The sequence below is a fragment of the Desulfosporosinus sp. BICA1-9 genome (assembly GCF_000802135.1).
This window is the reverse complement of sequence record NZ_JUEE01000258.1, coordinates 1-18,101: the sequence shown is the minus strand read 5'-3', so window position 1 is coordinate 18,101 and position 18,101 is coordinate 1. Positions and strand designations below refer to the sequence as shown.

Sequence of the window (18,101 nt, the reverse complement as noted above, 5' to 3'; positions counted from 1 at the left end):
CTTCACAGAGAAAAACATATACATTCCGCTGCTTTGTGTAGTAGGTAATCTCACAGAATCAGAAAGAAATGTTACGATGTCGTGCACTTAGGAAAAAGGAATAAATTACACATCTAAGAATAAAAGGATTTATTTGGGTATAAACGAATACAAAGGGCCTGGTCCCTAAACTTCTTGAAGATAACAGTATCGCATTCTATGATACCAATAACCCTGAAGAAGTCATCTTTAGCATGGATGCTCCTTATATGTACGATGCCAAAAACGAACTAAGCAATGACATTAAATTAACTCTGGAATCAGCGGAGAAGGGTTATCGTCTAACCGTTCTACCGAATAATGAATGGCTAAGCAGTACAGACAGGGTATTTCCAATCATCATAGATCCTACCTTGCAGACAAAACAGGAAACCTCAAATATAACAGATAATCATGTGTCCGAAGGACTTCCGAACTCTAACTTCGAGAACAGCCATATGCTCAAGACCGGTAATTCGACTGGGGGAGTTCATCGCTCCTATCTTAAATTTAATCTGCCAACGTTAACGGCTTCTGATATGGTTGTTAACGCTAATCTGTATATGAACTTGTTAACCCCTAACTCGGCCGTTAGACAGGTTAATGTCCACAAAGTCCTAGGTGACTGGAGCGGGAACTCAATAATCTGGAACAATAAACCTAATTATGATACAAAAGTCGTCGATTATCAATTTGTGAAGGATCTTGCACCATATTATACTTGGGATGTCACAAGTATTGTCAAAGACTGGTACACAACCGGTAACAATTATGGGCTAATGCTCAAAAACCAAGATGAAGTAAATCCTGGTTACACAGAATACGTTTCGGCGAATACTAGCAGTGCTTACACCTCATTAAGAGCGAGTGTCGTCTTATCCTATATCAACAACTCTGGCTTGGAAAGTTATTGGACGTATCACTCCCAGGATGTCGGAAGAGCCGGAACAGGCTACGTCAATGATTACAACGGAAACGTCATCTTCGCCCATAATGATTTAGAGATGAATGGCAACAAGATGCCCATTTCCTTAAACCACGTGTATAACAGCAATGATAAAGATACTGACCTTAAATACGGACCCGGCTGGAGACTTAACTTAAATCAAAGGATCGCCGAACAGACCATAAGCGGCGTCCCATACTATATCTATACCGACGGAGATGGCACCAAACATTATTTCAAATATGACTCATGAAGAAATAAAGTAATATCTAAATCAAACTTAAACTTATTACTACGAACAACTAACGTTCAGAGCGTTAGTTGTTTTTTTCTAAAAAACAAGAGAAAGGACTGAAAGAATCAAAAGATCGTAGAAAGATGGAAAAACATCCAAACGTCCAATGATGCCGGTAAACTTGATGACTATTAACAGTACAACCTGGAAATATCCAAACCAAGAAAGACTATGATTATTCCGGTACAGGGTTAACATTAACAAATAGCAAAACCTACAATTATGCAGATGCCAACTGGAAAGATAAACTCACCAGCTATGACGGTAAAGCGATAACCTATGATGCTATAGGTAATCCCCTGACCTATGACGGCTGGACCTATACCTGGGAAGCGGGAAGACAGCTTGCTACCATGAGTAAGGGAACAACCAATCTTTCGTTTAAGTATAATGATTCGGGGATAAGGACTCAAAAGACCGTTAACGGAGTTACGACAAACTATTACTTGAATGGTGATAAAGTAACCCTAGAGGATAACGGTACGGATAAGATATATTATAGTTATGATGCTGCCGGAAACCTAGTGAGCATGAACTTAAACGGCACAGAGTACTATTATATTCGAAATGCACAAGGGGATATTATTGGGCTGTTTGACAGTGCAGGAACACAGGTTGTTGGATATACCTATGATTCCTGGGGTAAGCTGATTTCGACAGATGGAAGTCTAAAGGACACGGTAGGAGCTAAGAATCCGTATCTGTACAGAGGGTATAGGTCTGATAGTGAGACTGGATTGTATTATCTGCAGAGTAGATATTATAGTCCCGAGTGGGGAAGGTTTATTAATGCGGATGCTGAGGGCGGAAAAGTAGGACAGCTATTAACTCATAATGTGTTTGCGTATTGCATGAATAATCCTGTAAACATGTCTGATCCAAATGGCAATGTTGCTTAGTGGATTATTGGTGGAGTAATAGGAGCAATTGCAGGCGCAGCATACTCATATACTACAACTGGTTCTCTAGATAGGAGATATGTTGGAGGGGAATGTTGCAGCTGGTGAAGTTGGCAAACTTTTAAGTCATAACGTATTTGCATACTGCATGAATAATCCTTTTATATGGCTGATGAGAGTGATAATTGGCCGAGCTGGAATTCTATCAACGCGGCACTGAAGGTTGTTGCAGCAGTTGGATCGTAGTCGTAGCAGTGGTAGTAACATGTGCTTCGTTTGGAACCACGGCACCGCTAACGGCTATAGCTGCAGCGGCTGCAATCGGTATACTTGTTTTACACCAAGCTATAGCGGCATGGGAGAAATCAAGTGATGATCCACGTGTGAGAGAAGAGTACTATTCGAGACGCAAGGCAGTATTAGATGAAAAGGCGGCTGTAAGGGAAGCGGAACTCAGATTGAAGGAAGGGATTGAGCGGGGATTAGCAGAAGGTAAAGCAATAGGTAAAGAAGAGGGTAAAGCAGAAGTTGCTAGGAACCTGATAGACCTTGGAGTCGAGATCTCAAAGATTGCTAAAGCAACAGGTTTATCCGAAGAAGATATTAGATTACTGAAGAATTAGAGTAAAATAACGCGGGGAAAAAACGAGGGGACAGGTGCGTTGTTTCCGAAACAACGCACCTGTCCCTCTGTTTTCCCTCGATTATCTTTAGTCTGATTAATCTTCGATAATTCGTCCGTCTGTTGATATTGTGACGACATTCCATGGTATCATTTTTCCGCTGCTCGACAAGGCCTTCTTTACAGCTTGAACTAAACCGCCACAGCAGGGTACTTCCATTCTTAAGACCGAGACGCTTTTTATTTCATGTTGTTTTAAAATCGCTGTCAGTTTCTCAGAATAATCGGTATCATCCAGTTTGGGGCAGGCAATCAGGGTGATCTTATTGCGCATAAACTTTTCGTGAATATTGGGGTAGGCGAAGGCAGTGCAGTCAGCGGCAATCAGCAAATGTGCGTTATTGAGGTAAGGTGCAGTTACTGGTATTAATTTCAACTGGCAGGGCCACTGTCCAAGTCGGGAGTGTGAGTTTTCAGCAGAATGAACTGGTATGTCTTCAAGTTGTCTTTTGTCCAGCACTTTTGCTTGGGTACCGGGGCAACCACAGGGAAGGGAGGCTACAAGCTGTGGCTTGTTTTTCTCCATATGCTTTTTGACAGCTTCTTCGTCATAGACGACAGTTTCTCTCTCTTCAAGCACGATAGCTCCAGTCGGGCACTCAGGTAGACAGTCACCAAGACCGTCACAATAGCTTTCAGAAACAAGCCGGGCTTTACCGTCAATCAGTTGTAAAGCACCTTCATGACAAGCAGTGACACAAAGGCCGCAACCGTTACACTTTTCTTCATCTATTTTTATAATATTTCTTAACATTGTCATAACCCCTTTCGAATGATTGTTTTTACAGGTTCATTATATTACAATGAAAGAATTAAATCGGTATCTGAGGATACAAAAATGAGTAGGGGTGTGTGATGTTTGAAAAATACTTGGATAAAGTTTCGCAAGTAAGCCTTTTTCAAGGAATTGAAAGAGATGCCATTTTAGCTATGTTAAATTGTTTGAAGCCTAAAGTTTGCAGCTATAAAAGAAGTGATTATATTGTGACGGGCGGAGATCCCTATGAAAGCGTTGGAATAGTTCTCAAGGGTACAGCGACGGTCAGTAAAGAAAATGCCGCAGGAAACAGGATTGTTATGACACTTTTAAAGCAAGGGGATATTTTTGGTGAGTTAGTCGCCTTTTCCAGCCAAATGATCTGGCCAGCAACTGTTCAGGCCCATGAAGCTTGTGAGGTTCTTTTCCTACCGAGAGGAAAAATTGTTGGCGAGTGTGACAAGATGTGTTCATGGCACAGAATTCTGATCCAGAACTTTTTAAAGATAATTTCCGAAAGAGCCATGATGTTGAACAAGAAGGTTGAATATCTGACGATCAAAAGTATGCGCGGGAAAATCTGCACATATTTATTGGAGCAATATAAAAAGACAGGCGACAAAAACATAATTCTGCCCTTAAATCGAAATGAACTCTCGGATTTTCTAAATGTGTCTCGTCCATCCATGTCCAGAGAAATGCGTAAAATGAAGGATGAAGGAGTTATTGATTTTCATTTGACTGAATTCGAAATTTTAGATTTAGAAGCCTTAAAGTATATGAGTGATTTATAGTGGATAATAAATCTCATTTGTATCAAAATATATTGTAATGCATTAAACAATATGAAGGAGATACAATTGTGAATGTTGATGTGATAGGTGTTCCAATTGATTTGGGAGCAAATAGAAGAGGCGTTGATATGGGCCCAAGTGCCATAAGATACGGCGGCTTGAAAAAAGCCATAACTAACCTTAACATAGGTTATAAGGATATCGGCAACATTGATGTGCCTATTCCTGAAAGCTATGATGATTTTGTAGATGAGAGTTTCAAGAACGAAGAAGAAATAGGCTATGTTAACAAAAGCTTAGCTTCCTTAGTCAGGAAGAGTCTTTTAGAAGGGAATTTGCCGATAATTCTCGGTGGCGATCATAGTATTGCAGTTGGGAGTATTCTGGGCACTCAGAGTGTATTAGAGAATATTGGTGTGCTTTGGATAGATGCCCATGGGGATTTCAATACCAGAGAAACTACGTTGTCAGGTAACTTGCATGGAATGTCCTTAGCTGCATCAGCAGGTTTTGGGGCATTGGAAATGACGGGATTTAAACCTAAGGATGTTAACTACGTAAACCCGAAAAAAGTTGTCTTAATAGGCGCAAGGGATATTGATAATGAGGAAGCTATATTAATCAAAGAATCGGGTATTACAGTATTTACAATGTCTGATATTGACGAGTATGGGATGAAAGAGGTTATGGTTAGAGCTTTAGAAATCGTAGCCGCAGATACTGAAGGCTTTCATGTTAGTTTTGACTTGGATGTCATGAATCCTAATGAAGCTCCTGGGGTAGGAACTCCTGTAAACGGAGGTCTTACATTTAGAGAAGCTCATCTAGCAGCGGAAATGATCTCTAATAGTAAGAAATTGCGTTCTTTAGAAGTCGTTGAATTAAATCCTATTCTTGATCATATGAATCAAACAGGCAAATTAGCTGTCTCGCTTATTTGTTCAATGATCGGAAAAAGAATACTTGGGTGAACACTATTTTTTAAGAAGGTATTTTGAAAAAGAGGAATTTAGTATATACTTATAGAATATCTCATTATCAGTCGATTGGACTATTCATAAATTTAATAGCGTTATGCTTAAGGTTCCTTTGTAATAAAGGATCTAAAAGGGGAAGTCGGTGAAAGTCCGACGCGGTCCCGCCACTGTAAACAAGGAGTTCTCTTCGAAATCCTACGCTCAAATGCTGGGACAGAGATGAGAATGATGATCTGAAGCCAGGAAACCTGCCTTAAGTAGCATCACAAACCTACGAGCGATAGGAGATGTGTGTGTTTATTTAGGGTAAACCATACGAGCCGCTCAGGCTCGTTTTTTTATTACCCACAACACAAGGGAAGAAGGTTTTTCATGTTACAAGTAATCGGTATCGGCCCTGGAAGGCCGGAATGGTTGCCCCCTGCAATTACTGAACTTGTAAAGAACTGCGAAATTCTAATCGGAGGGTCTAGGGCTCTAAAACTCTTTCCTGATTTCACAGGGCGCCAGTACTCCCTATCCGGTGACCTAGCTAGCAGTATAGAAGTGATCAGAAGCGCACTTCTAGAAGAGAACGTTGTTGGAGTTCTCGTCTCAGGCGACCCAGGGTTTTTCAGTTTTTTACCTAGACTTAAGAAGGAGTTTCCGGAGGAAATAATCGACGTCTATCCTGGGATCAGTTCTCTTCAATTCGCTTTTGCAAGAGCCGGGCTTCCTTGGCAAGAGGCCATCTTTGCAAGTGTTCATGGTCGAGAATTGTCTGTACTTCCTCAGGTAATTACTCGTCCCACAGCGGTTCTAACCGGTGGAGAAAATACGCCTCAGAAAATCGCGCAACTCTATATGGAGCGTGGCAATAACCCTCTTATTTCAGTCGGTAATGCCCTTGCTTATCCAGAGGAATTTTGGTCAACAATGGACGCAGAGCATTTGGCTCAGGAAAAAACCATGTTAAAGAATGCTATCGTTATCCTCTATCCAAATACTATTCAAGATTCTCAGCACTCCCCTAAACAGGGTGTAGGTTGCAGGCTTGGAATTCCAGACGAAGAGTTTCTGCGCGGAAAGGTTCCCATGACCAAGGCGGAAATTCGGGTTCAAGTACTCGCCAAAGCCCAAATTTCGAAATATGATCAGGTCGTGGATATTGGAGCGGGTACGGGGAGTATTAGTATCGAAGCAGCCGGCCTCGCTTCTGAAGGTGTAGTATACGCAATTGAGCATAATTCAGAGGCTCAAGCACTTATTCTTGCTAATCAACTCAAGTTTGGAGTTTCAAATCTTCGTCTGATTCCTGGTGCTGCGCCAGATGTTTTCGGGGAACTTCCCCCAGTCGATGTCTGTATTATTGGTGGCAGTAATGGACGTTTATCAGAAATCTTAAATACGGTTCCCCTTGTTGAAGGGGGAAGAATCGTGATCACAGCAGTGACCATCGAAACAGTGGCTCAAGGATTGAAACTGCTTACAGACTTTAACTATCAGGATATCGATACCGTCTCTATTCAAGCAGTCCGATGGAAAGCAGTACAAACTCTGCATATGGCCCAAGCTTTGAATCCAATCTTTATAATTTCAGCACGAAAAGGGGAAGCATCATGAATACAACCTGGGGAAAATTCTATGGAGTCGGGGTCGGTCCCGGTGATCCTCGGCTCTTGACTTTGCAAGCCGTTGATGTCCTACAATCAGTGGATTTGGTAGCTATCCCCAAATCCAAGCTCGATCGAGAAAGTGTGGCCTGGGATATTGCCAAAATTCATTGTCCAACTAATGTCCGACTTGTCGAACTCGAAATGCCTATGACTTCGGATCAGCAGGTTTTAACAAAGGCTTGGCAAGATGGAGCACAAACCCTCCTAGTTGAACTGAAACAGGGTAAATCCGTTGCCTTTATCACGCTGGGAGATCCTTCCCTTTATAGTACTTACAGCTACCTACTTAACATCCTTCAGGAGGAATTACCACAGGAATGTGTTATCACAGTGCCAGGCATTACGGCTATGTCCGCGGCGGCAGCCAAGATTAACTTGCCTCTTGCTACTGGGGATGAGCCTCTTCTAATCTTGCCAAGTACCGAAGATGTTGGAGAATTTCTTAATTTCCCCAATTTAGTCTTAATGAAAGTCTCCCGCAGGCTTCCTGAGATTTTAACGCTTCTGAAAGAGCGCGAGAGAAAAGCGGTCTTGTTAACTCGCCTTGGACAATCCGGAGAGAAAATCCGCTGGGAACCTAAACCAGAGGATTTCACTGCCGACAAAATCGATTATCTTAGTTTGTTACTCGTGAAAAAAGACTTATTGGGGAGGGGAAACAGTGAGCCAGAAAAGAACTAAGGGTAAAGTTATCTTCGTCGGTGCTGGTCCAGGGGATCCTGAGCTGATCACGATCAAAGGCTCTCGGGCGCTGGAAAGAGCGGATCGCGTGATTTATGCCGGGTCTTTAGTTAACCCGGAATTACTTGGCATTTGTCGTCCCGGTACCCCGTTTCATGATAGCGCCCACCTTACACTGGAAGAAGTGGTCGCTCTAATGTTCAAGGGAACCCAAAGCGGAGAAACCATCGTCCGACTCCATACAGGAGATCCCAGTATGTATGGAGCTATAAAGGAACAATTTGAACATTTAGATAAACAGGAAATACCGTATTCTGTTATTCCGGGGGTCAGTTCGGTGTTTGCAGCAGCCGCAGCAGTTAAACGGGAATTTACACTGCCGGAAATTAGCCAGACCTTGATACTCACCCGCTTAGCCGGACGCACTCCCGTTCCAGAACGTGAAGCACTTGCCAAATTAGCGCAACATCAAGCCAGTATGGCGATTTTCTTAAGTGTTCAGGATATGGGATCCGTCGTCCAAGCCTTATTGGAGGGTGGTTATCCGGCCTCCACCCCTATTGCTGTGGTCGCAAAAGCAAGTTGGCCGGATGAAGAGGTTCTGCTGGGAACCTTAGAAACCATCGTGGAAAAAGTTAAAGATGCAGGAATTCGTAAACAGGCTCAAATTCTTGTCGGGGACTTCTTAGATCCGGCCAAGGGGTACGCCCGTTCCAAACTCTATGACCCGACCTTTACGCACGAATATAGGCAAGGGACAGAAAAGTGAACATAAATGTAGGCCAAGACGTGGATGTAAAAACGAAAATTGCGCTTGTGTCTTTAACGGACCGAGGGTTGGACACGATCCAACGTATTGGAGAAGGGCTTCCGAATACCGTCCTTCAAAAAGTCTATATTCATGAGAAAGTGCTCGGTCAAACTAAGAATCAGGGTGAAGCACAAAAACATGAGCTGCAACTGCAGATCTTTACTCGTTTGAGGGATATTGTCCCGAGACTGTGGCAAGAGTATTCGGTGTTGATCTTTGTCATGGCGACAGGAATTGTTGTACGTCAAATTGCCTCTTTAATAGAAGGAAAAGATCGAGATCCTGCTGTGCTTGTCTTAGACGAAGCAGGGAAATTCGTGATTCCTCTGCTTTCTGGCCATTTAGGTGGCGCAAACGCTTGGGCCCATCAGATCTCTGCACAACTTGGAGCATTGCCCGTTATTACGACAGCTACGGATGTAAGGGGAATGGTGGCGCCTGACGAATACGCTCGCAGGTATGGCTGGAAAGTAGAACCTATCGATCATTTGCCAGCGGTCAACCGCTTGCTCTTAGAACAAAATCGTCTCAATGTCTGGGCAAGTTATCCTTTGAAATCTGAGCACCATACCTGGGTAAGTGATCCCCATTATCATTTCTTGTCCGAAAAGGAAAAAGATCAAGCAAATGTTATAATCGATGCTTTTCCACATTCAAGCCTTAAGGTGGATTGCCTGTATTTAGTCCCACCCATTTTAAGTGTTGGGGTGGGGTGCCGTCGCGGGGTTTCTAGCGAAGTTATTTTAGAGAGAATCAGGACGTCAGTAGAACAGCTCGGAGCCTCCCTGAAGGCCATCTCAGGAATTTATAGCGTTGATCTGAAATCTGACGAAGTGGGTCTGATTGAAGCGGCTAAATACCTCAGAGTTCCGTTTCAAACCTACCGAGCAGATGAACTACAAGCGGTTAATCTTCAAGAACAGTTAAGTCGATCAAACTTTGTAAGGGAAAAGATAGGAGTGGACGGTGTATGCGAAGCAGCGAGTTTACTGGGAGCCAAAAGGGGACGGCTGGTTCTGCCCAAGACCAAGGGGCAGGGGGTCACAGTGGCGATCAGCATAGAAAACTTTTTGTCGTAGGCCTCGGGCCGGGGGACCAAGACCATATGACAACACGGGTTCAGTCGGTATTAAATGAGGTTGAATTTATCGTGGGCTATAAAACCTATATCGACCTGATTCGGCCGTTTATAACCCATCAACAAATTGTTGCAACTGGGATGCGTCAAGAAATTGATCGCTGTCGAGAAGCCATTCGTTTGGCGGCAGAAGGACACCGAGTCGCCGTCGTAAGCAGTGGGGATGCCGGAGTTTACGGCATGGCTGGGATTATTATCGAGTGTCTGGAACAAGAAGACCTCCTCGATCTACCCCTGGAAATCATTCCTGGAGTGACGGCAGCCTCTGCAGCAGCTTCCATGTTAGGTGCTCCCTTAATGCATGATTTTGCAGTGGTTAGTTTAAGTGATCTTTTAACGCCTTGGGAAGTCATCGAGAAACGAGTGCGCTTAGCCGCCGAAGGTGATTTTATCTTTGCCCTTTATAACCCGAAAAGTAACGGTCGTCCACAACACATAGAGACCGTACGGGAGATTATCCTCCGCTATCGTCATCCTGAGACTCCTGTAGGACTGGTTCGTGAGGCTTTACGTGGGGATGAATCGAGCGTGCTGATTACCACCTTGGGGGAATTCACCAAGCACCCCATCGACATGCTCACGACGGTGATTATAGGTAACTCTCAAACCCGAATCGTTGGCCCCTATATGGTGACTCCTCGAGGATACAAACTGTGAGGCTTTTGGTCCTAGCAGGAACAGAGGATGGGCGAGAGCTAGCGGATGCCCTGATGCAGAGGGGACATGATGTTTTGGTCTCCACTCTGACCGCCTATGGCGCAGATTTGGCACAAGAACAAGGGCTGCCAGCTCGCTCGGGAGCGATGGATGCAGAAATCCTCACTGATCTTCTCCAAGCTAATTCCTTTTCAGCTCTGGTGGATGCTACTCATCCCTACGCGGTACGGGTGAAAGAAATGGCCAAAACCGTCTGCGCAGAGCTAGCCCTACCTTACCTCCGCTGGGAGCGCTCAGCACTGGAGCTAGCCGCTCATCCCCTTATTCATTGGGCAGAGGGCCTACCGGCCGCAGTACAAATGGCAACGAAGTTAGGACAACGTATTCTGCTCACCACCGGAAGTAATGGGTTGCCTGAATGGGTAGCTCATCCTTCAATGAATGACAAAATGCTCTATATTCGCGTGCTCCCTACGTCTGAGGTGTTAGCGCGTTGTGAATCCTTAGGCTTTAAACCCAATCAAATTATTGCTGCTCAGGGTCCATTTTCCCAAGCTTGGGATGAAGCCATGTTTAAGCAATTAAAGATCGAGGTGGTGGTAGCCAAAGAAAGTGGAAAAGTTGGCGGAACCCTCGAAAAAGTACAGGCGTGTCTCAGCTTAAACCTTCCCTTGGTGATTCTAAAACGACCCGTTGTCGAAATGGATTCAAAACGTTGTACAGTGACCCAATTTATTAAACAATTGGAGGAAACGATACCATGAAATCAGAACTAATTCTTTTAGGACACGGTAGCCGCCGTGCCGAGGCTAATCAAGGACTTTTAGTGGTCGCCGAAAAAGTAAGTCGCTTAATGGAACAACCGGTAACTCCTGCCTATATGGCTCATGATCACCCGAGCCTTCCCGAAGCGGTAGAAGCCAAAATTAAAGCTGGCGCATCTAGTATTGTTGTCATGCCGCTCTTTCTCTTCCGCGGAGTCCATGTGACGGTGGATATCCATGAAGAATTACGAGAAATTCGGGAACAGAATCCGAAGGTGGAGATTGTCTTTACCAAAGAACTGGGAGCTGATGACGGGATTGCGAATTTGGCCAGTCTGCGCATCAAGGAGGCTTTAGCTGAATGACAACCGCCTTCATTTTAGACCCGAGTCAAATCGAAGTAGAAAGCATGCGGATTATTCGCGCTGGACTAACCCGTCCCTGGCTAGAAGCTGACTTTCCAGTGGTAGAACGGATAATTCATACAACTGGAGATCCTTCCTTAGAATCGGCCATTGCGATTCATCCGGAAGCGATCGCCTGCGGGCTAAAGGCTCTACAAGAAGGTGCCAACGTGATTACGGACGTTGAGATGGTTCGAGCAGGGATTTCCAAAGAAAAACTCAAATCCTTGGGTGGGACAGTGGAATGCTTCTTAAATTCTTCCGGTGTTCCCGAACAAGCCAAAGCATGGGGCATCACACGCTCAATGACGGCTTTTCGTATGAATGCCGAGGGTCTGCGCGGCTCAATCGTGGCGATTGGCAACGCTCCAACGGCTCTCATCGAAGTCTTGCGTTTAGCTGAGAATCCGGAGACCCGCCCTGCTTTGATCGTCGGAATTCCCGTGGGTTTTATCGGAGCAAAAGAGTCTAAGGATTTACTTTGGGAGCACCAAGAGTTCCCTTCGATTACAGTCCTCGGGACGCGAGGAGGAAGTCCCATCGCTGCAACAGTAATTAACGCCTTAATTTATACAGTTTTAAAACAGCTTAAATAAGCTCAAAAAGCACCGCTTAAGAAAAAGAGGGTGAAAATAATGTCTTCAAATCATCAATCAACAGCCAAACTTATGATCCAGGGGACCTCTTCAAGCGTTGGAAAGAGCGTTTTGGCTGCTGCATTTTGCCGAATTTTTTATCAAGAAGGCTACCATGTAAGTCCGTTTAAAGCACAGAATATGGCGCTTAATTCCTTTGTGACCACAGCAGGCGGAGAGATGGGGAGAGCTCAAGTGGTTCAGGCCCAAGCTGCTGGAGTCGAACCAGAGGTACGAATGAACCCAATTTTACTTAAACCCAGTGGGCCAACCGGCTCTCAAGTCGTTATTATGGGCAAGTCTCAGGGGAATGTGACAGCTCTGCGTTACCATGGGGAATATCAACGTATGACTTGGCCTTATGTGACTGAGGCACTCCACGGCTTGCTCAAGGACTATGAAATCGTAGTGATTGAAGGAGCAGGAAGTCCGGCTGAAGTCAATCTTAAATCCAACGATATTGTTAATATGCGGGTTGCCATGGAGGCCAATTCACCGATCTTACTCGTAGCAGATATTGACCGTGGTGGAGCCTTAGCAGCCGTTGTAGGAACCTTGGAATTAGTGGAACCTGAAGAACGAGCCATGATCAAAGGGATTATCTTTAATAAGTTTCGAGGGGAAATTAAGCTTCTTCAGCCTGCCTTAGACTTCATCGAAGAAAAAACAGGAATCCCAGTAGTCGGAGTTGTTCCTTATTTCAAGATCCGTATTCCAGATGAAGATTCCGTAGCTTTGAACGAAGCAGACGAAAAACCCTCGGTTTCTCTAGCAGACCAATTGGACGTGGCAGTCATTCGTTTACCCTACATTTCTAATTTTACAGACTTTGATGCGCTTCAGGATGAACCCGATGTTGCGGTGCGCTATGTTACTGACCCTGCGAATTTGGGAAAACCAGATCTCCTCATCATTCCCGGCAGCAAAAACACTCTCGCTGACTTGCATTTTCTTCATGAGAGCGGCTTAGGGACTCTCATTCATAAGCTTGATGAAAAAGAGGTTCCTGTCATCGGGATTTGTGGTGGCTATCAAATGATGGGACGCTTAGTGAAGGATCCGCTGCATACAGAGTCCGAGCTGGAAGAGGTCTCAGGGCTTGGCATTTTACCGATGGTGACAGAATTCTATCCTCAGAAACATACCGTTCAGAGTAAGGGGACCATCCTGGCGGAGCAAGGCTTCTTGAAAGCCTGTACTGGTGATACAGTGGTTGGTTACGAGATCCATATGGGTCGAACCACCATGGATGAGGGGCATACTCCACTGTTCAATTTGACTTCGAATGGAGAGTCCAATCTCGATGGTTTGCAGGTAGGAAATGCTTATGGTACCTATTTACATGGAATTTTCGATAATGACAGCTTGCGGACATCCCTTTTAAACTGGCTATGGCAGCGCAGAGGGTCTGCGCGGACCGTAGAAGCGTCACTTTCTCAAGCAGCGCTTCGTGAATTAGCGTTTAATGAGTTGGCCGATTTAGTTCGGCAAAATGTGGATATGGAACGGATTCGAGACATTATGGGCTTAACTTAAAATTATGGAAACATTGAGTATCGTTTCAGCGCTTCTTCCCATCGCTGTTCTGTTTGGATTTATACTTGATCAGGTTATTGGAGATCCACGCAGTTGGCCCCATCCAGTCGTAGGAATAGGGAACCTGATTGCCTATCTGGAGCGCCAGCTCAATCTAGGAACTCCCCAGCTGCGACGCCGCAACGGGGTCCTGCTAACGATCCTTGTAGTAGGGGGAAGTTATCTGCTTACCTGGGCTGCAGTATTGGCAGCGAAGACACTGCATCCCTTGCTGGGTTTTGGGTTAACCACTTATTTTATTTTCACAACCTTAGCTAGTAAATCCCTCTTAGATGCTGGACAAAGTGTCCTAGTTCCTTTGCTAAAAGGGGACTTGACTGAGGCTCGCACACGGCTTTCTTGGTTGGTTAGCCGTGACACTAGCAATCTTTCCGAAGGTGAGCTTGCTAGAGGAACCGTTGAGACCCTGGCCGAAAACTTCGTTGATGGGATTTTGTCCCCGCTTTTTTACGCCGCTCTCGGAGGAGCGCCCTTAGCGATGGCCTTTAAAGCGGTCAGCACTTTGGATTCTATGGTCGGCTATAGGAACGAGCGCTATGAAGAGTTTGGCTGGTTCTCGGCTCGCACAGATGATTGGGCGAATTACCTACCCGCGCGCTTATCTGTTCCGATCTTACTGCTCGCAGGTTGGTTCAGAGGAATGTCAGTGGGTCACGCCTACCGAATGTGGAAGCGAGATGCCTCAGGTCATCCTAGTCCCAACGGAGGGAATCCGGAAAGTGTGGTTGCTGGATTACTTGGCATTCGGCTTGGTGGCATCAATATCTATCATGGTCGGACCCACCACCGGGCAGAGATGGGGGATGCCCTTCATCCAGTAGGAGCCACAGACATTGCCCGCTGTCGTCAACTGGTTCAAACGGCGACCTGGTTATCCCTTCTGCCTGCCCTTGTAATAGCTTACTTAATGATTTAACCAAGTGACCCCCACTTAATCATCGAGCGACGGGTTCGCCTTTTAGCTAGGCTCAAAGTTTATTTTGAGGCGCGAATAGATTATTCGCTTCACAAACTCGAATTTCGAACGACGAACCTCGAACCACGAATTATCGATAAGGAGATACAGCATGAAGATTCCACGGATTGTCCTTGCAGGAACGCACAGCGGTGTAGGCAAAACAACCCTTGCTACGGGTTTGATGGCGGCTTTGAAAAAGCGCCATCGTCCAATCCAGGGGTACAAGGTCGGGCCGGATTACATCGACCCCAGTTATCATGCGGCAGCAACGGGAAGGGCTTCCCGCAATCTTGACCGCTGGCTGTTAGGAGAGCATCTTCCTTCCATCTTTGCTCAAAGTGCTCAGGAGAGTTGGGCGGTGATTGAGGGAGTCATGGGTATGTTTGATGGTATGAGTGGTACCGCAGGTTTTGGAAGTACGGCAGATGTTGCAAAACTTCTGCAAGCTCCGATCATCCTAATTGTTGATGCCTCTTCAATGTCACGGAGCGTGGCCGCCCTAGTCTACGGCTTTAACTCCTTTGACCCCCAGACAAAAGTACAGGGTGTCATCCTTAACCGCGTCAAATCGACGGCCCAAGAAACTATTCTGCGAGAAGCCCTCAGTGATCTCCAGATCCCAGTCCTTGGGGTGCTCCCGAAAGAACTATCCCTGCACCTACCTGAACGGCATTTGGGATTGATTCCCGTAGGGGAAGGTGGACTCTTAGAAGGGTTTATCGAGACGCTTTCCGATTTAATAACTAAACACGTTGATTTGGATCAAGTCGAAAGTATAATGCTGGCTGCCCCTGAGTTTAGTAGTGAATCATTTTCATCGCATGAAACTAAGAAAACTGCCACATGTTCTGTCAATAATTCTAGCATTCTTGAGCCAAATTCTAATCCTGCTCCTCAAGCCCAGCAGAATAAATTCAGGCTAGGCTTAGCACGGGATGAGGCGTTCCTTTTTTACTATCAAGATGCTTTAGACCTTGCAGAACGGTTGGATTCGATAATTGTACCGTTTAGCCCCTTACACGATCATGCTCTCCCTAAGGACCTGGATGGGATTATCTTAGGTGGGGGATTTCCGGAGCTTCATCTCAATCGTTTGAGCGAAAACAGCTCATTCATAGACTCCCTGCGCGCTTATGCGGCCAGTGGTAAACCTATCTATGCTGAATGCGGAGGGTACATGTATCTCGGTAACTCTATTAAGGATTTTGAAGGCAACGAGCTTCCAATGGTGGGCCTTATCCCGATGAAAGCCGAAATGACCAAGCGCTTGCAGGGTATAGGCTATCGTAAAGGAGTCTTTCGGGAGGATAATTTCCTGGGTCCGCGCGGAACCACAGTTCAGGGGCATGAATTTCACTATTCTCGAGTGATCTATGACAAAGACTATCCTCCCGCCTACGAATTGTTCAAAGCAGGCCAAGGGGATCGCCTGGAAGGTTATGCTCGGGATAATCTTGTCGCTTCGTATCTTCACCTGCATTTTTCGGGACATCAAGAGTTACTTGAGCACTGGTTTGCTTCCCGTTCAGGGAGACTAGGGGTATGATAACCGTTTATACCGGACAAGGAAAAGGGAAAACGACCTCAGCCCTCGGAGAAGCTGCCCTCGCCTACTGCCAAGGGAAACGTGTTTTGATGGTGCAATTCCTCAAAGGGAGTACTTATAGCGGTGAACTTGTAGGGCTTAATCGTTTAGCCATTCCGATCATTCAATTTGGAGTGGGTTGTCGCTGGGCAGGGATGATCCGTACTGGAATGAAACACTGTACAGGGTGTGGAGAATGTTTCCGACAAAACCGCAACCCAGAGATCGCCTTAGATTTAGTTCAACAAGCCTTTGATTTCGTAGCGGGTGAAGTTAAGACAGCCACCTACCAAATGATTATCTTAGATGAAGTAAGCCATGCCTTAAACCGAGGTTTTCTAGATATCAATCCATTGAAAGAGCTTCTCTTGACCAGTTCTTCCTTGGACTGGATTCTTACAGGTCGTGGCATGCCCGAAACCATAGAGTCTTTAGTAGACAATTGGTATGACCTGAACATGCTAAAACATCCTTTCTCAAAAGGAATTAGCAGTCGTAGGGGGATTGAATATTAATGGATTTCACTGTCGGGTTGGCCCGGTGTCCGGGGACGTGTGGAGAATGGGTACAAGGGGCTCGAAGAGGAGTTCCATTTCTCGTAGATTGTCCCATTGATCGTTTTTCGGAAGCTAGAGTGGCGTTGAACTTGCATACCAATAGCTGGGATATTCCTCTGCACAAGACTAAAGCCCTCCAAGTACTGGGGTTACTCAAAGCTAACTTAGGCCTGCCTACGTTAGGTGGTAAAGTAGATTTTTTACAACAGCTTCCGGAAGGGAAAGGAATGGCTAGCTCGACGGCTGACATTACTGCCGTGGCGGCAGCCACCCTGATTGCCCTCGGAGAGGATCCGGCACCTGAGCGTTTAGCACATTTTGCTTTACAGATTGAACCTAGCGACAGCGTGATGTTCCCCGGGATCACTGAGATTGAGCATGTCCAAGGACATAACCAGCGCGTGCTAGGTTCTGCAGTCCCTGCCTTGTTTCTGGCCTTGGATTGGGGTGGAACCATCGATACCAGAGTGTTTAACGCTCGACCAGGGTTAGCTGAGCACTATCGGCGCAATGAACTTGAGATTGAGAAGGCGTATCGATTGGCCTGCGAAGGCATAGAGCAGGGAGATTTAGAGAAACTGGCCACAGCAGGCACGATTAGTGCACAGTGTAATTTAGAAGTCAATCATAAATCATTCTTTAAGCCTTTTTTGACCTGGGTAAAGCAAACTGGAGGACTTGGAGTTGTGACGGCACATAGCGGTACACTGTTAGCCGGAGTATTTCCGCAAAATGGCTTTTCCGCTTCTGAAGTACGCAAAAACTTACAGTTTGAAGCACAGCAACGGTTTACACCCGCCTACCTCGATCTTTTTAATAGTCATCCGGGTGGAATCGTCGCTTCTAACCCGAGTTTGGCGACATTTTTTTCCAGACCCAGGCGTAGCAAGGCTTTAGACCATGCGTAAGAAAGCGTTTTGTCACTACAACATGTTTTACAGTAAGAAATTATTGAACTGGTTAATCACTTTCGGCTTCATCATTTTTTCACAACTAAATAATTTGACCAATTTTTCCTGCTGGTCAGTCATCTCTGTAATAGTTAATGAACGTTGAGAAGAATTTTTTAACCCAACCTGATTTAATCGACAGCTACTCACTTGTCGCAGCAGTTCTTCAGACGACTGTGTGATTTCCGCTTTCCTGAGCATCATCTCGATTGAGTTTATCAGCAAGTAAGCTAAGATGCAGATGGTCACATGGGCTTTCACTCGCTCTGGCCGTGTCAAATAGATGGGACGTAATGCAAGTTGTGATTTCATCTCTCGAAAAGCTTCTTCAATCTTGTTTTT

The 18,101-nt window shown here is 45.4% G+C and carries 18 protein-coding genes, 2 pseudogenes and 1 riboswitch; of the genes and pseudogenes, 18 read left to right on the top strand and 2 right to left on the bottom strand.

The genetic code is table 11. The features are described from left to right. Nucleotides 1-248 precede the first annotated feature (248 nt). The 3 genes and pseudogenes from JL57_RS32055 to JL57_RS32045 form a co-directional block, all read left to right on the top strand. Entirely contained in the window at nucleotides 249-1,217 is a 969-nt protein-coding gene (locus JL57_RS32055) for a DNRLRE domain-containing protein (protein WP_291300840.1), read from the top strand. 395 nt (nucleotides 1,218-1,612) lie between these two features. Further along, nucleotides 1,613-2,158 carry an RHS repeat-associated core domain-containing protein gene (locus JL57_RS32050; protein ID WP_291300839.1) on the top strand — a complete coding sequence of 182 codons (546 nt, stop codon included), beginning with the start codon at nucleotides 1,613-1,615 and terminating at the stop codon, nucleotides 2,156-2,158. Nucleotides 2,159-2,490: 332 nt separating this feature from the next. Next, nucleotides 2,491-2,781 (top strand): annotated as a pseudogene (locus JL57_RS32045) (Rpn family recombination-promoting nuclease/putative transposase); the annotation flags it as partial. Nucleotides 2,782-2,877: 96 nt separating this feature from the next. Here the strand turns inward: JL57_RS32045 and JL57_RS32040 are convergent. Continuing rightward, entirely contained in the window at nucleotides 2,878-3,594 is a 717-nt protein-coding gene (locus tag JL57_RS32040) for an ATP-binding protein (RefSeq protein WP_034145924.1), read from the bottom strand. Nucleotides 3,595-3,695: 101 nt separating this feature from the next. Here JL57_RS32040 and JL57_RS32035 point away from each other — a divergent pair, with 101 nt between their 5' ends. From JL57_RS32035 to JL57_RS31965, 15 genes are all read left to right on the top strand, one after another. After that, nucleotides 3,696-4,391, top strand: coding sequence for a Crp/Fnr family transcriptional regulator (locus JL57_RS32035; protein WP_034145923.1), 696 nt, complete (start codon nucleotides 3,696-3,698; stop codon nucleotides 4,389-4,391). Nucleotides 4,392-4,459: 68 nt separating this feature from the next. Further along, the gene (gene rocF, locus JL57_RS32030) at nucleotides 4,460-5,362 is read left to right on the top strand and encodes an arginase (protein WP_034145922.1); all 903 of its coding nucleotides are present in this window, start codon (nucleotides 4,460-4,462) and stop codon (nucleotides 5,360-5,362) included. A 93-nt stretch (nucleotides 5,363-5,455) separates the two neighbouring features. After that, nucleotides 5,456-5,639: riboswitch (cobalamin riboswitch) on the top strand. A gap of 101 nt (nucleotides 5,640-5,740) precedes the next feature. Beyond that, on the top strand, nucleotides 5,741-6,970 hold the full coding sequence (locus JL57_RS32025) for a bifunctional cobalt-precorrin-7 (C(5))-methyltransferase/cobalt-precorrin-6B (C(15))-methyltransferase (protein WP_034145921.1): 1,230 nt from the start codon (nucleotides 5,741-5,743) through the stop codon (nucleotides 6,968-6,970). After that, entirely contained in the window at nucleotides 6,967-7,704 is a 738-nt protein-coding gene (gene cobI, locus JL57_RS32020; RefSeq protein ID WP_034145920.1) for a precorrin-2 C(20)-methyltransferase, read from the top strand. Before JL57_RS32025 ends, cobI begins: the two co-directional genes overlap by 4 nt. Continuing rightward, on the top strand, nucleotides 7,685-8,473 hold the full coding sequence (cobM, locus tag JL57_RS32015; RefSeq protein WP_034145919.1) for a precorrin-4 C(11)-methyltransferase: 789 nt from the start codon (nucleotides 7,685-7,687) through the stop codon (nucleotides 8,471-8,473). Before cobI ends, cobM begins: the two co-directional genes overlap by 20 nt. Continuing rightward, nucleotides 8,470-9,594, top strand: a complete 1,125-nt coding sequence (locus JL57_RS32010) for a cobalt-precorrin 5A hydrolase (RefSeq protein ID WP_291300838.1) — start codon at nucleotides 8,470-8,472, stop codon at nucleotides 9,592-9,594. Before cobM ends, JL57_RS32010 begins: the two co-directional genes overlap by 4 nt. A gap of 26 nt (nucleotides 9,595-9,620) precedes the next feature. Then, entirely contained in the window at nucleotides 9,621-10,310 is a 690-nt protein-coding gene (gene cobJ, locus JL57_RS32005) for a precorrin-3B C(17)-methyltransferase (RefSeq protein ID WP_034145918.1), read from the top strand. Continuing rightward, entirely contained in the window at nucleotides 10,307-11,074 is a 768-nt protein-coding gene (cobK, locus tag JL57_RS32000; RefSeq protein WP_034145917.1) for a precorrin-6A reductase, read from the top strand. The genes cobJ and cobK overlap by 4 nt, the downstream gene beginning before the upstream one ends. Further along, on the top strand, nucleotides 11,071-11,439 hold the full coding sequence (locus tag JL57_RS31995) for a sirohydrochlorin chelatase (RefSeq protein ID WP_034145916.1): 369 nt from the start codon (nucleotides 11,071-11,073) through the stop codon (nucleotides 11,437-11,439). The genes cobK and JL57_RS31995 overlap by 4 nt, the downstream gene beginning before the upstream one ends. Next, nucleotides 11,436-12,074, top strand: a complete 639-nt coding sequence (locus JL57_RS31990) for a precorrin-8X methylmutase (protein WP_034145915.1) — start codon at nucleotides 11,436-11,438, stop codon at nucleotides 12,072-12,074. Before JL57_RS31995 ends, JL57_RS31990 begins: the two co-directional genes overlap by 4 nt. Nucleotides 12,075-12,113: 39 nt before the next feature. Further along, on the top strand, nucleotides 12,114-13,649 hold the full coding sequence (locus JL57_RS31985; protein ID WP_034145914.1) for a cobyric acid synthase: 1,536 nt from the start codon (nucleotides 12,114-12,116) through the stop codon (nucleotides 13,647-13,649). Between the two features lie 4 nt (nucleotides 13,650-13,653). Continuing rightward, nucleotides 13,654-14,625, top strand: coding sequence for an adenosylcobinamide-phosphate synthase CbiB (cbiB, locus tag JL57_RS31980; RefSeq protein ID WP_291300837.1), 972 nt, complete (start codon nucleotides 13,654-13,656; stop codon nucleotides 14,623-14,625). 151 nt (nucleotides 14,626-14,776) lie between these two features. Further along, nucleotides 14,777-16,213, top strand: coding sequence for a cobyrinate a,c-diamide synthase (locus JL57_RS31975; RefSeq protein WP_034145913.1), 1,437 nt, complete (start codon nucleotides 14,777-14,779; stop codon nucleotides 16,211-16,213). Beyond that, nucleotides 16,210-16,767, top strand: a complete 558-nt coding sequence (locus tag JL57_RS31970; protein ID WP_034145912.1) for a cob(I)yrinic acid a,c-diamide adenosyltransferase — start codon at nucleotides 16,210-16,212, stop codon at nucleotides 16,765-16,767. Before JL57_RS31975 ends, JL57_RS31970 begins: the two co-directional genes overlap by 4 nt. Then, nucleotides 16,767-17,717: a GHMP kinase gene (locus JL57_RS31965; protein ID WP_045691359.1), complete on the top strand. Its 951-nt coding sequence runs from the start codon at nucleotides 16,767-16,769 to the stop codon at nucleotides 17,715-17,717. The genes JL57_RS31970 and JL57_RS31965 overlap by 1 nt, the downstream gene beginning before the upstream one ends. A 27-nt stretch (nucleotides 17,718-17,744) precedes the next feature. Here JL57_RS31965 and JL57_RS31960 read toward each other — a convergent pair. Continuing rightward, a pseudogene (locus JL57_RS31960) lies at nucleotides 17,745-18,101 on the bottom strand (transposase); the annotation flags it as partial.